The organism is Actinomyces sp. oral taxon 170 str. F0386 (assembly GCF_000195595.1).
GTDB lineage: Bacteria > Actinomycetota > Actinomycetes > Actinomycetales > Actinomycetaceae > Actinomyces.
In genome coordinates, this window is record NZ_GL882505.1 from 1 (window position 1) to 13775 (window position 13775).

General features: G+C 62.0%; 11 protein-coding genes and 2 pseudogenes. 1 reads left to right on the forward strand and 12 read right to left on the reverse strand.

Annotated features, from left to right (window positions below):
* Positions 1-331: 331 nt before the first annotated feature.
* From HMPREF9056_RS13915 to HMPREF9056_RS13225, 5 genes and pseudogenes are all read right to left on the reverse strand, one after another.
* Positions 332-442, reverse strand: a pseudogene (locus HMPREF9056_RS13915) (leucine zipper domain-containing protein); the annotation flags it as partial.
* A 110-nt stretch (positions 443-552) separates the two neighbouring features.
* A pseudogene (locus HMPREF9056_RS13210) lies at positions 553-1603 on the reverse strand (IS630 family transposase).
* Positions 1604-1693: 90 nt separating this feature from the next.
* Positions 1694-2335, reverse strand: coding sequence for a 4'-phosphopantetheinyl transferase (locus tag HMPREF9056_RS13215; protein WP_253269863.1), 642 nt, complete (start codon positions 2333-2335; stop codon positions 1694-1696).
* A 381-nt stretch (positions 2336-2716) separates the two neighbouring features.
* Positions 2717-3646, reverse strand: coding sequence for a GMC oxidoreductase (locus HMPREF9056_RS13920; RefSeq protein WP_157184955.1), 930 nt, complete (start codon positions 3644-3646; stop codon positions 2717-2719).
* 662 nt (positions 3647-4308) lie between these two features.
* A complete protein-coding gene (locus tag HMPREF9056_RS13225) occupies positions 4309-5472 on the reverse strand; it encodes an acyl-CoA dehydrogenase family protein (RefSeq protein WP_087942139.1) in 1164 nt (387 codons plus the stop codon).
* 391 nt (positions 5473-5863) lie between these two features.
* Between HMPREF9056_RS13225 and HMPREF9056_RS00075 the strand changes: the two genes are divergently transcribed.
* Positions 5864-6259: a DUF488 domain-containing protein gene (locus tag HMPREF9056_RS00075; RefSeq protein ID WP_034513136.1), complete on the forward strand. Its 396-nt coding sequence runs from the start codon at positions 5864-5866 to the stop codon at positions 6257-6259.
* Positions 6260-6361: 102 nt separating this feature from the next.
* Here HMPREF9056_RS00075 and HMPREF9056_RS00080 read toward each other — a convergent pair whose 3' ends face one another.
* The 7 genes from HMPREF9056_RS00080 to HMPREF9056_RS00110 all read right to left on the reverse strand — a co-directional run bounded on the left by HMPREF9056_RS00080 (position 6362) and on the right by HMPREF9056_RS00110 (position 13160).
* Positions 6362-6757: a metal-sulfur cluster assembly factor gene (locus HMPREF9056_RS00080; protein ID WP_009401684.1), complete on the reverse strand. Its 396-nt coding sequence runs from the start codon at positions 6755-6757 to the stop codon at positions 6362-6364.
* 55 nt (positions 6758-6812) lie between these two features.
* Complete coding sequence (gene sufU, locus HMPREF9056_RS00085) at positions 6813-7289, reverse strand: Fe-S cluster assembly sulfur transfer protein SufU (RefSeq protein WP_009401685.1); 477 nt, start codon at positions 7287-7289, stop codon at positions 6813-6815.
* Positions 7290-7291: 2 nt separating this feature from the next.
* Positions 7292-8644, reverse strand: a complete 1353-nt coding sequence (locus HMPREF9056_RS00090) for a SufS family cysteine desulfurase (RefSeq protein ID WP_009401686.1) — start codon at positions 8642-8644, stop codon at positions 7292-7294.
* 162 nt (positions 8645-8806) lie between these two features.
* Complete coding sequence (gene sufC / locus HMPREF9056_RS00095; protein WP_009401690.1) at positions 8807-9556, reverse strand: Fe-S cluster assembly ATPase SufC; 750 nt, start codon at positions 9554-9556, stop codon at positions 8807-8809.
* A gap of 70 nt (positions 9557-9626) precedes the next feature.
* Positions 9627-10898, reverse strand: a complete 1272-nt coding sequence (gene sufD / locus HMPREF9056_RS00100) for a Fe-S cluster assembly protein SufD (protein ID WP_009401693.1) — start codon at positions 10896-10898, stop codon at positions 9627-9629.
* A 91-nt stretch (positions 10899-10989) separates the two neighbouring features.
* Positions 10990-12429 carry a Fe-S cluster assembly protein SufB gene (gene sufB / locus HMPREF9056_RS00105; RefSeq protein WP_009401697.1) on the reverse strand — a complete coding sequence of 480 codons (1440 nt, stop codon included), beginning with the start codon at positions 12427-12429 and terminating at the stop codon, positions 10990-10992.
* Positions 12426-13160, reverse strand: coding sequence for a metalloregulator ArsR/SmtB family transcription factor (locus HMPREF9056_RS00110; RefSeq protein ID WP_009401699.1), 735 nt, complete (start codon positions 13158-13160; stop codon positions 12426-12428). Before HMPREF9056_RS00110 ends, sufB begins: the two co-directional genes overlap by 4 nt.
* Positions 13161-13775 lie beyond the last annotated feature (615 nt).

Below are 13775 nucleotides of genomic sequence, written 5' to 3' on the forward strand. Positions count from 1 at the left end.
CCCCAGTCCGAGAAACACCACGCACCCCAGTGGATCATGTGGCCCGGGAAGCGGGCCACGATGGGTTTACTGGTACGGTTGGTCTGTCCGGTGGGGTTCGGGTGCCGCCTCAGCGGCTTGGGCCGGCTCTGTCCAGCCATCGGGTCACGGTGCGTACCGACACCACTGTCCCGCGCGCGGCGAGCTCGTGGCTGATACGACGGGCGGACCACTTGTGGGCGCGGCACCAGTGCTCGATGAGGTCCACCATCTCGGCACTGGTCCGGAGCGGTCCTCAAGAGCCTGGGTTCCTCCTTGGTGGTAACGAGCGACCCACTTCGACACCCATGGCGCGGGCGATGCCGGCCTCGGCGGCTACATGGGCGATGGGGCGACCGGCCTGGACACGCATCACGAGCCGGTAGCGGCCCTGAGGCGTCAACACAGCGTTACGGTGGGTCATGGCAGCGGGGCTTTCTCCTATCGGAAGGATGATTCAGCACCACCCATCCTGACAGCCCAGGCCCCGCTGCCCCCAGCACCCCATGACTACAACCTCATAACCCACAACAACTAGTGTCTTGTGTTGATAGTTTGTTTTTGGTTGGTATTTGGTGAGGATCTCGTCGGGGGTCTTGGTCCAGGTGAATGGGTGGCAGCGCTGGTTCCAGCCGTTGATGAAGGCGCGGATCTTGGTGTTGAGGTCCTTGACGGAGGTGAAGACTCCTCGGCGGATGGCCGCACGGTCGATGACGGACAAGAAGATCTCGACCATGTTGAGCCAGGAGGCGCTGGTGGGGGTGAGGTGGACGTGGACGCGAGGGTTGGCCTCCAGCCAGGCGCGCACCTCGGGGGTCTTGTGGGTTGCGTAGTTGTCCATCACCAGGTGCAGCTCGTCGTCGGGGTAGGCGCGCGTGACCTGGCGCAGGAAGACGAGCAGCTCGGTACTGCGGTGGCGGGGCTTGCAGGCGGCTGTGACGCGGCCGGTGGCGACCTCCAGGGCGGCGAGCAGGGTGGAGGTGCCGTGCCGGGTGTAGTCGTGGGTGCGCTGCTCGATCCTGCCCGGCTGCATGGACAGCATCGGGGCGGTGCGGTCCAGGGCCTGGATCTGGGACTTCTCGTCGACACACAGCACCACGGCGTTGTCCGGGGGTGCCAGGTACAGGCCCACCACGTCGGTGACCTTGGCGACCAGCTCGGGGTCGGTGGAGTACTTGAAGGTCCCCGACCTCCAGGGCTGGATCCCATAGCTGCGTCACACCCGCGCCACGGTGGCGTTGCCGATGCCCAGGTGACGGGCCAGCAGCCGGCTCGACCAGTGCGTGACCCCGTACCTCTTGGGAGGTGGCGCCAAGGTGGCGGCCACGACCCGCTCCCGAGGCACCTGCCTGGGACGCCCCGAGCGGGGCGCGTCCTCCAGCCCCCGCACACCCCCGGCCTGGTAGCGGCGCCGCCAGGAGACCGTCGTGGGGACGCTGGCCCCCACCGCCTGCGCGATCCGACTGTTAGCCACCCCCTGAGCGGCCAGGAGCACGATCCGCGCCCGCCGCGCCAAACCAGCCGGCACCGTCGTGGTACGCAGCCAGGACTCGAGCACCTCCAGGTCACCCTCACGTAGAACCAGTCCAGGAGCAGGTCTATTCGCCACACCCCCATCACCCTAAACACCAACCACAAAACAACTAACGACACGCAACACTAGACCAACACACCCTCAAGCATAAAAAGCCACGACACTCCCTAGAATCCCACCATCTTCATTCCAGTAGCCTAACTGATTAAATCTCACTGTTACATTTGACGCAACTACAAAATGCAGACTTCCGCAAACTTCTATATTCACATTAATACTTTTAAAGCGAAGGCATTCACCAAAGCGATGAAACCATGCTTTATATACGCTTTCTTTTATGCAGAATAAAAGGCGATCAAATGCAACGTTCGGCAATTTGTTTGATAGTGTTTGTACGTGAGTGCGCTCAGAAAAGGACGCAATCCTCTCTAACATTCCAGACGAGAGTGATTCATTGGGCTCGGCGTCGATCCCAATTGACTTATATACATCAGAGGGCGCTACAGCAGCAGCGCAGTAACTTGGACAATGAGTCATACTTCCCGCGACCCCCTCCGGCCACGTCGGCTCGCCGGCCAGCCCTGGCACCATAACCGGACGTTCATATCCCAGATAACTCAACGCAGCTCTAGCGCAGTGTCGAACCGCTGAAAATTCAGATCGGCGCATTCTTCCCACCTGCGTCAAATATTTTCGTTCCACTTGAAATAAACTATCAAATACATCACCCTGCGTCTCGATAACAACCATTGAATCTATCTGCAGCAACGATAATGGTTTCATAATGACCTTACTTGATACAAAAATTGGGGTATATCGTTTAAGTGTTTGTAACACTTCAGGGGTGGATGCTGAGGTTTAGGCGGGCGTATTCTATATGGATAAAGGTTCGTTGCTGTAGAAAATTTTTATCGCCAGACTCACTATAAGGAAACAAGCTATCGCCAACATCAATACCTATGACGCCCCTGTAACCCAACTACAGAAGAGCACTAAGAACCGCAGTCCTCGGGTTTACGTTGATATACATCTTTCAAACAAATTAGCCTCAAACAGTTTCAAAAACCCCAACAGTCCACAACCACTCACCGATTTTGCCAATCCTCCACCCTATGAGTAAGTTTCCCCACCGACAACTCAACTATCCCATAGAATCTTGCTGAACTAATGCAAACCTAGACGTCTTAAAATTGCGTCAGCTGACCGCATGGCCAATGCGACACTATATAAGGTCGGATTTGACGCGGTAGCCGTGGGTATAACGCCATTACCAGCCACAAACAGATTAGGCTCACCCCAAACCTCACCAACACTGTCACAAACACTTTTCCCGTTATTCCGCTCCCCCATTCTGACGGTGCCCTGATAGTGCAACGAAGAGCCTCTCGGCAATACCTTAGGCGACTCAGGAAGCCAACTTGCACCCAAAATACGAGCAATATTCAACGAAGAGCGCATAACCTCCTCCCTTAAATCAGGTTCAGACGCCTCGGAGTTTTCGGACAGCATTGGAGCAGGAAGTCCCAGCCAGTCGGTCCTCTTTTCAGAGAAGGAAATTCTATTCTCTGCAGAGAGCAATTCCGGAAGATATAAATGGATAGACGCCAGGGCAGCAGTATCACTCATACTCAAAAGTGACTCCTTTTTATCAATTCTCGTTATCATGCCATTATATGGCAGATCACACACTCCGTAAGGAAGCCAAGTCACGCCGGCCGGGATTGACTCGTGTGGGGACAAGTCTGCACCAAGAGGTCCACCTATGAGATCAGCACGAGGAGTCCCTACCGGCATCTCAATAGGTGCAATTAGGCTAATCTGAGTATGCTCGTTGAAGTACGCCCCCAACGCATCCAAACGAACTCCGGATGCATATAGAAGCTGCGCAGAGCGAATCGCATCACAGGCCAGAACTACAAATCGAGTATTCTCGTAATACGTCCGTCCAGTTTGATTGTCCTTCAGTTTGACTAGCCTAATAACGTTGGTATCAGGCGGCTTCACTTCGAGACACGAGGTTTCTGTACGAATCAGAAAACGCCGAGGCACCTGACGTTCGATCTTCCGCAAAGGAACCTCAACGCTATTCGTCACTGCCCTAGTGTCCGAAGAGCGAACGGCTGCCATAGGCATACGTTTGACGCCTGCAAAAGGTGCTGTGTCTGCAAGCTTATTCTGAACATAGTCAGTAAATCTTGAATCTAAAAATTGATCATTTTGAACTGACAAGATACAGCGAGCTTCCGCAAGGGCGGATCTCATTTCTGTATAGGGAATGAAGGTTGGTAGCTCCGACGGACTAGGATCTGGACACGCGCCGAGCCAATACAACCCCATACCGCCAAGCGCAGTAGCGCCCTGCAAACGGATCGCACCGTTCCCTCGGGCTACCTCGTGAAGTCCAGCCCGGCGAGTCAGACTGTTAGCTCGCTCAGACACTGGAAGATTGTGGGCAGCTGCGGAGGCTGCACGACTAATGGATACTCCTCTAAGCGGTCCTTGTGAGAGCCTCGTTGCTGACTGGCGCTCAGCGTCATCCCCAATCGATCTAATGTGCGCCCCATTGCATGTGGCCTCGGGTCCCGCCTCCACAATTAGGCAACTAAGAGACGGACACTCTGTGACAAGCGAACACGCCAAGGACAATCCGACTAAGCCTCCACCTACGATAATGACGTCCCAGACCGAATTAGCTAAATCAGTATCTCGAAAGCTTGGAGCTATGAGGCGGGAGATAGATTCAGTCATCACAGTTCTCATAGCGAGTTCTTCACCGTCTGCAAGAGAGCTTCGCGCGTCCCCTCTATAAATTGAAGAAGCAACGCCTCCTGTAGCAGTCTGGCGTATGGCTGGTCCAGCGTATACCCGATTCCCCCCACCATTCGCAAAGACTTTGAGACGCAATCGATTGCAGCATCGACAGCGCAGATCTTCGCTTTCGCGGCCAGTACAGTCAATTCTGCCCCCCGAAGGGAACTATCAAACCGGGAGGCAACTTCAGTAAGTAATGCCTGCGCAGCACTGACACGAATTGACAATTCGGAGAAGTTGAATCCAATCGCTTGAAAATCGAATACTGGCTGCCCAAATTGCCTACGTTGTTTAGTATACCCCCGCGCTTCAGATAAAGCTCTATTAGCTATGCCGAGCCCACAAGCGGCAATCCCGAGTCGCCCACGGTCAAAGATCTGTGAGGCAACCAGTAGACCGCGCCCGCGCTTACCGACGATCGACTTCTCCTCTGCTTGGACCGCCTCAAAAACAACAGAGTTCGTCGGCAATGCGGCAACTGCCAACTTTTCCTCAGACTCTCCTATTTTCCATCCGCTCTCGTCAGCAGGCAAGAAAAACATAGTGAGACCTTGAGGTCCTTCACCTGTTTTACATAGCACATTCAGTACGGAAGCTTCTGCTGCCGGAGTTGCCCAACGCTTGCGCCCACTAATGCTATAATTACCTGATTCGCGTACGGCTGTAGTTTGAATATTAACGACATCTGATCCAGCATCGAACTCCGAAATACAATTGGCTGCAATTGATCTACCAGATAATAGTTCTTTGCGCCATTGAAACTTTTGATCAGATGTGCCAAATTCGATAAGTGGAACTGAAGCGAGAACTTGAATATGAATCATCTGCGCAATAGTGAAACTATGGAAAGCAATTTCTTCTAACGTGTGTATATAGTCGACCATCGGCTGTGGTACGTTGATACTGCGAGGCAGGAAGGGAAGTTCCAAAAGACCAACTTCACCGGCTCGCAGAAGCAAATCGTAGGGGTACTGCACTGGTTGGCCATGACGCTCTATCCAATCCGGCACTTCGACCGCCGCAAACTGAGTGATCTCGCGTACTTGTACATTTCGGTCGTGTCCGAGCAAGGTCTCGGCTGCCGAATGAGCTATGGTTACAGAATCCATGGTTATCCAACTCTTTCTGCGGGTCTCTAGCGATGCACTATTCCATCTTTGCAAAGGGTGTCACTATGGTCTATAGATACTTCGTCAGGGGTCTTGTCGCTGTTGACGGACGCGGGAGTGGTTTGCGCGGCGGTCGTTAGTGTAGAAGTTGGAGCAGACGGCGGCAGTAGAAGTGGCAGTGCACGGCGTTGTAGCAAGTCAGCCAGCTGAAGGTCTGACGGCGGCTGGCACTCATCAGCGGTCCGGAGCAATGAACGAGGCCGCGTTGTGGCTTGCTGAGGCCGACTCGCCAACGGCACTGAAAGACACCATGGGTGCATTGCAGTGCATGCTCGGTTCACTACGAGCCGATGGGATCGCATCGGCAGCTGAGGCGAGTAGCGTCGACGGCATGAGCGAGCGACATCCTTCTTCTGACAACGTGGTCCTCAAGGGCATCCGCGAGGAGCCCGGCCCCGACGACGGAACGCGGGTCCTGGTGGACCGGCTCTGGCCCCGAGGCGTCTCCAAGGAGCGTGCCGACCTGGATGAGTGGGCCAAGGACGCCACCCCCACCACCGAGCTACGACGGACCTTCCACAGCGGGGAGATGCCCTGGCCCCAGTTCGTCGACGCCTACCGGGCCGAGCTCACCGAGCGGCCCGAGGCCAGAGCCGCCGTCGAGCGCCTGCGCGACGAGGCCCTCAAGGGACGGGTAACGCTTCTGTTCGCCGGTCACGACCACCTCCACAGCCACGCGCGCGTCCTGCGCGAGGCCATCCTCGGCGTCGAGGAGGACCTGTCCTGACTTCCTCAGTAACTCTGTCCTCTTAACGACACGACGGCCCGCGCACCGATCTCCGGTGTGCGGGCCGATCAGAAACAGGCCAGCAGTGTTCGCAGCCCGGTCTCAGACGTTGAAGCCCAGGGCGCGCAGCTGTTCGCGGCCCTCCGGGGTGATCTTGTCCGGCCCCCACGGCGGCAGCCACACCCACTGGATGCGGACGTTGTCCGCGATGAGGGACAGAGCCTGCTGAGCCTGCTCCTCGATGACATCGGTCAACGGGCAGGCAGCGGTCGTCAGGGTCATGTCGAGCACGACCGTTCCGTCGGGCTCGATCGACACCCCGTAGAGCAGGCCGAGGTCGACGACGTTAATGCCGAGCTCGGGGTCGATGACGTCGCGCAGGGCCTCCTCGATGGCGGCGACATCAACGCCCTCGGTGCTGGCGACAGCGGCCGGGGGCTGCTGAGCGGCCATGGGGTTGTCGGCAGCAGCCGGCACCCCGGCGGGATTCTCGCTCATGGCTTCTCCTTCTCTCTCGGAGGTAGGACGGTGGTCAGGCAGTGGGACGATCGGGCTACTCGGGGTCTGCCGACTCGGAGGCGGGCAGGGCGACGCCGGACTTGGCCAGGGCGTCCTTGAGGGCCATCCAGCCCAACAGGGCGCACTTGACACGGTTGGGGTACTTCGAGACCCCTTCGAAGGCGGCACCGTCCTCGAGGTCATCTAGGACGGCGTCGTCGACGCCCTTGCCACGCGAGTGCATGAGGGTGTCGAAGTCCGCCTCGAGGCGGGCGACGGTGGCCAGGTCGGCGCCGTCGACGAGGTCGTGCATGACGGAGATGGAGGCCTGGGAGATGGAGCAGCCGTCCCCCTCCCAGCCGACGGCCTCGATCTTCCCGTCCTTGACGCGCACCCCCAGAGTCACCTCATCCCCACAGGTGGGGTTCACCTGGTGGCTGGTGGCGTCCGGGGTATCGAGGGCGCCGGAGCCGTGGCGCTCGCGGGAGTGGTCGAGGATGACCTGCTGGTAGAGCTGGTCGAGTTCGTTCATGCTCACCTCTGGAAGTAGCGTCGGACGTCGGCGATGGCGGACAGGAAACGGTCCACCTCCTCGGGCGTGGAGCAGGCCCCGAAGGACAGGCGCGAGGAGGCGTGGATGCCGAAGTGCTTGTGGATAGGCTGGGCGCAGTGGTGACCGGTGCGCACGGCGACGCCGGCGGCGTCGAGGACCTGGCCGACGTCGTGGGGGTGGACTCCATCGATGGAGAAGGCGACCACGCCCAGGCGGTCAGTGGTATCGGATGGGCCGACCAGGCGCAGTCCGGGAGCCTGGTCGAGGCCCTCGAGCACCTGCCGAGTCAGGGCCTGCTCGGTGGCGTGGAGCCGGTCCAGGCCGATTCGCGCCAGGTAGTCCACGGCTGTGCGCCATCCTGCGGCCTGCGCCAACGGCTGGCTGCCGGCCTCGAAGCGGGGCGGGCCGCTCATGTAGGTCGACGACTCCATGGTGACGACCTCGATCATGGAGCCTCCGGTCAGCACCGGCGGCATGGCTGCGAGGAGCTCCTCAGTGGCCACGAGCGCGCCGATGCCGGTGGGTCCGAGCATCTTATGGCTGGAGAGCACCATGGCGTCCACGCCGGCCGCTTTGAGTGCGCGAAAGTCCAGCGGGAGGTGAGCGGCTGACTGGCAGGTGTCCAGGACGACGAATGCGCCAACCTTCTGAGCGCGCGGGAGGATGAGGTCGAGCGGGCTGATAGCGCCGGTGACGTTGGAGGCATGGGTCAGGGCAAGCACGCGGGTGCGCTCAGTGATGACGTCCAGCGTGCTGGTGTCGATGCGCCCGTCCTCGGTCAGGTCCAGCCATCTCAGGGTGGCACCCGTGCGGGCGCACAGCTCCTGCCAGGGCACAAGGTTGGCGTGATGCTCGGCCCGGCTGACGACGACCTCGTCCCCCTCTCCGATGATGAGGCGCCGAGCCGGGTCAGCGCTGTCCGCGACCCCACCGCCACGGGCCGCCGACCGCCCCAGGCTGGCGTGCCCGATAGCCAGGGCCACGAGGTTGATGGCCTCGGTGGCGTTCTTAGTGAAGACGAGCTCACTGCCGCGCGTACCGACGAAGGCGGCGACGGCGTCACGGGCATCCTCGAAGGTGGCCGTGGCCTCGTCGGCGAGCTGATAGGTCGAGCGCCCCGCAGCACCGTTGGAGGTGCGGTAGAAGTCGGCCTCGGTAGTGATGACACTGGCGGGCTTCTGGCTCGTGGCGGCCCAGTCCAGATAGGCCAGCACCTCGCCGTTGCGTGCAGGTCTCTCGAGGTAGGGGAAGTCGGCGCGGATCGCGGCGACCTCCTCGGCACTGAGCGCGCCGGCGGAAGGCGCCCCGGTGGACGGTACCGTGGACTGGGTCATGACGTGCCTTTCCGATTCGATGCGGACTGTGCCCGATGCGCTCGCCGGAGGCTGGGCGCCGAGGTCACGAGGAACCTTAGTCCCACTTCTTCAATGCCGGGGCCGACGACGACGAGAACATGCGCGACGCGCCGTCGTCGGCTCCTGCACGGGTGGGACCGGTCAGGCGAGGTAGCGGTCGTAGCCCTCCTCCTCCAGACGGTCGGCCAGGTCGGGGCCGCCGGCCTCGGCCACGCGCCCGTCGACGAAGACGTGGACGTAGTCGGGCTTGATGTAGCGCAGGATGCGCGTGTAGTGGGTGATGAGGAGGAATCCGGCGTCGGACTCGTCGTGGAGGCGGTTGACGCCCTCGGAGACGATGCGCAGGGCGTCGACGTCCAGGCCGGAGTCGGTCTCGTCCAGCACGGCGAAGCGGGGGCGCAGCAGCTCCATCTGGAGGATCTCGAAGCGCTTCTTCTCCCCGCCGGAGAAGCCTGCGTTCACGTCGCGCTGGGAGAAGGCGGGGTCCATGCGCAAGTTCTTCATGGCCTGGTTGACCTCACCGACCCACTGGCGCACCTTGGGGACCTCACCGTCGATCGAGGTCTTGGCCGTGCGCAGGAAGTTGGCAACGGTGACACCGGGAACCTCGACGGGGTACTGCATGGCCAGGAAGAGACCGGCGCGGGCACGCTCGTCCACGCTCATCTCGAGCAGGTCGACGCCGTCGAGGAGGACCTCGCCGTCGGTGACCTCGTAGTCGGGGTGGCCGGCGATGGAGTATGCCAGGGTGGACTTGCCCGAGCCGTTGGGGCCCATGATGGCGTGAACCTGGTTGGAGTCGATGGTCAGATCGACTCCCTTGAGGATGGGCTTCGGGCCGTCGTTCGTGGCCACCTGGACGTGGAGGTTCTTGATCTGCAGAGTGCTCATACGGCGTTTCTTTCAGCTGGATGGTGTGGTCTGGTTGCGGGTAGGCGGACCGCTGCGCGGGTCCGGCCTGTCACTCGGCTGCCGGTACGGCCAAGGGGTCCTGGCCGGTGCGGACGGCGATGAGGCCGGTGAGCTCGAGCTCCTTCTCGATGGCGGCCATGAGGCGCTCCTCAACCTCGTCGACACCGATCTCGGCGACGATCTCGTTGAAGAAGCCCAGGACGACGAGGCGACGGGCCTCGGTCTCGGGGATGCCGCGGGCCCGCAGGTAGAAGAGCTGCTGGTCGTCGAAGCGGCCGGTGGCGCTGGCGTGGCCGGCACCCTCGATGTTGCCGTTCTCGATCTCCAGGTTCGGCACGGAGTCGGCCTTGGCTCCCTCGGTCAGGACGAGGTTGCGGTTGAGCTCGTAGGTGTCCGTACCGCGGGCGGCCTGTCCGATGAGGCAGTCCCCCACCCACACGGCGTGCGCGCCCTCGCCCTGGAGGGCGCCCTTGTAAGTGACGCGGGAGTAGCAGTGGGGCTCGGTGTGGGCCACGTAGGGGCGGTGCTCCTGGTGCTGGCCGGCGTCGGTGAAGTAGACGCCGTAGGCGTCGATGTGCCCGCCCTCGCCGGAGTAGCCCAGGTCGGGGCAGATGCGCACGTCTCCACCGAGGCTGACGACGACGTGCTTGAGGACACCTCGGCCAGAGACCTTCACCCGGTGGTTGGAGGCGTGGACGGCGGCATCCTCCCAGCCCTGGACGGTCACCAGGGTGAGCTCGGCGCCGTCGGCGACCGTCACCTCGACCCCCTGGGTCAGGGCTGCGGTGCCGATGTGATCGAGCACGACGGTTCCCTTGGAACCGGACTCGGCGGCGACGAGAATGTGCTGGGCCGCGGGGCGCGTGAGCTCCGGGTCCTGGCCGATGACGGCCAGCCGCGCGGCCCGCTCCAGCTGGACGCCTGCCTCAACAGTCAGCACGGTGCCGGTCTCGGCGGCGTTCCAGGCAATGACTCCGGTGCGGTCGACCGGGGCGCCCACAGCGCCGATACGGGGGTCGCTGCGCGGGACGGTCTCGAGGCGCGCGCCCTCGGGCAGATCGGTCTCGATACGGACAGCGGCGATGTCGGCATTCGCCTCGCCTGCGGCGGTGGCCGCGCGAACGGTGTCGAGGTCGAACAGCGGGGCGAAGCGCTTCATGGGCGTGAAGCGCCACTCCTCCTCACGTCCGCGCGGCACCGGGATGTCGGCAGGGTCGAAGGAGATGGGGCGATCGGCGCGCGAGGAGACGTAGCGCGGTCCGCCGTGGGAGTGGGCGCCCTCGAGCGTGGCGCTCGAATGGTCGGTGGAGAGATCAGGCATGTGGAGGTGCTCCTTGGCCGGCGTCCGGCCGTGTGATGAGGTGGGGTTCGAAAGCTGGGCGTGCTGACTGAGACGGTTCGGTGCGGCGGCGTCAGCCGACCGAGTTCTCCATCTGCAGCTCGATGAGCCGGTTGAGCTCGAGGGCGTACTCCATGGGCAGCTCACGGGCGATGGGCTCGACAAAGCCGCGCACGATCGTGGCCATGGCCTCGGTCTCGGTCAGGCCGCGCTGCATGAGGTAGAAGAGCTGGTCCGCGCTCACCTTGGAGACGGTCGCCTCGTGGCCCATCTCGACGTCGTCGGTACGCACGTCAACGTAAGGGTAGGTGTCGGAGCGGGAGATCTCGTCGACCAGGAGTGCGTCGCACAGCACGTTGGACTTGGAGTGGCGGGCGTTCTTCATGATCTGTACCAGACCGCGGTAGGCACTGCGTCCTCCGTGGCGGGCGATCGACTTGGAGACGATGTGACTGGAGGTATGCGGCGCCATGTGAACCATCTTGGCGCCGGTGTCCTGGTGCTGGTCCGCACCGGCGAAGGCGATGGACAGGGCCTCGCCACGGGCATGGGGCCCCATGAGGAAGACTGCCGGGTACTTCATGTTCCGCTTGGAGCCGATGTTGCCGTCGACCCACTCCATGGTGGCGCCCTCCTCACAGGTGGCGCGCTGGGTCACGAGGTTGTAGACGTTGTTGGACCAGTTCTGAATGGTCGTGTAGCGCACGCGGGCGTTCTTCTTGACCACGATCTCCACGATCGCCGAGTGCAGGGAGTCGGTGGAGTAGATGGGGGCGGTGCATCCCTCGACGTAGTGGACGTAGGAGTCCTCGTCGGCGATGATGAGCGTGCGCTCGAACTGGCCCATGTTCTCGGTGTTGATACGGAAGTAGGCCTGGAGCGGGATCTCAACGTGGACGCCCTTGGGGACGTAGATGAAGGAGCCTCCGGACCACACGGCCGTGTTGAGGGCGGCGAACTTGTTGTCACCTGCAGGAACCACGGTCCCGAAGTACTCCTTGACGAGCTCGGGGTACTCGCGCACAGCGGTGTCGGTGTCGACGAAGATGACTCCCTGCTCCTCCAGGTCACCACGGATCTGGTGGTAAACGACCTCCGACTCGTACTGGGCGGCGACTCCCGCTACGAGGCGCTCGCGCTCGGCCTCGGGGATGCCGATGCGGTCGTAGGTGTTCTTGATGTCCTCGGGCAGGTCGTCCCAGGAGTTGGCCGGCCGGTCCGTGGAGCGCACGTAGTACTTGACGGCGTCCATGTCGAGCTGGGAGAGGTCCACGCCCCAGGTGGGCATGGGCTTGCGCTCGAAGGTCGAGTAGGCCTTGAGACGCTTGGCGAGCATCCACTCCGGCTCACCCTTGATGGCGGAGATCTCGCGGACCACCTGCTCATCAAGGCCTCGTTTGGCCCTCTCGCCGGCTTCGTCGGAGTCGTGCCAGCCGAAGTCGTAGCTCGTTGAGATCGAGTCAATGATCTCGTCGTCGGTGCTACGCGCAGTCTCGGTTGTTGGCAGTGTCATCGGGTTCCTTCCATTCGCTTGGTCTCAAGGCCTCGCGTCTTAGCCGCCGCCCGGACCGCGCGCTTGCGCAGCGCGGGCATGGCGATGGGAATGTGGGTGGTACAGACGTGCTCGCCTCCGGCCAGGGTGGCCAGACGCTGGACGGGGACGCCGACGAGGCGGGAGATCGCCTGCGTCTCAGCGTCGCACAGCTCGTGGAACTCCCCCGCGACGTCGCGCACCGGGCAGTTGCCCTGGCACAGCTGGACGGCGAAGGAGCCGTCTCCGACGTCGCGCACCGAGGCCGCGTACCCGTCGAGGGTGAGGGCATCGGCCAGGGCACGGGCCCGCTCGGAGGGGTCCTTGCCAGCCGACTCGACGACGGCGGCGTAGCGCCGTTCGAGGTCACGGCCCCTGGCCGCGGCGAAGGAGTCGACCGCCTTGTCACCGGCGACCTGGGACAGGTAGCGCAGGGCACGGTTGGCCAGATCGGAGTAGCCCTCCGCGAAGGAGGTGCGGGCCTTGGGCGTCAGGACGTAGTGCCGGGCCGGGCGACCACGGCCGCGCCTGCCCGTCAGCGCCGGGGTGTGGACCTCGATCTGCTCGGCGTCCTCGAGCGCCGTGATGTGCCTGCGCACGGCGGCCGGCGTCAGGCTCAGGACCTTGGCGAGCTGGGCCGCCGACACAGGACCCTTCTCAGCGATGAGGTCGAGAACGCGTGCCCGCGTGGAGTCATCGTCGCTCTGTGTCATGACTGCTCCTCCCCTAGTCGCTGCGACGCCTCACGGCCTGACCACATCGCGGCCGGTCCGACCACGTCCTTGTTGGCCGAGGGAGTCTGAGAACCAGCCCAGAGGCTGACCCAGGATCGGCTGCGGGGCGTCGCTGGTCGTCGTGCCACGAGTTTAACCAAGATCATGCTTGCCGAATTCAACGCTGGCAAGTTCAGACTGAAGTCCAATACAGTGGACTATAACACATCAACCAATCAAAGGCTTATCTTACTTAGGATTGGCTGATTAATCTGACTCGAGAGCACGGTAGGCAGCACCTACGGGTCTGTTCGGGATGGAGTTGGATGGTGCATCGTTGCACCGGTTAGGAGTCGAGATCCCCCGATGATGAGAACTGCTACACACGCCACCTGAGGGTCCTCGACGTGCATGAGCCTACCCTCACCGACTCTGATCTGACGAATTTCCTGGGCCTGGAGGCCCTGGGGCTGACCCCGAGGAAGGCCATTGTGGAGTGCCACATGCGATCGGGTTTGAGGCCCGTTACCTTGTTGGTGGTCCCGGGTAGTCCGGGGCGGGGCCGGCTGCTGTGGGCACGGGTGTCTGGGGTGCGTGGTGTTTCTCGGACTGGGG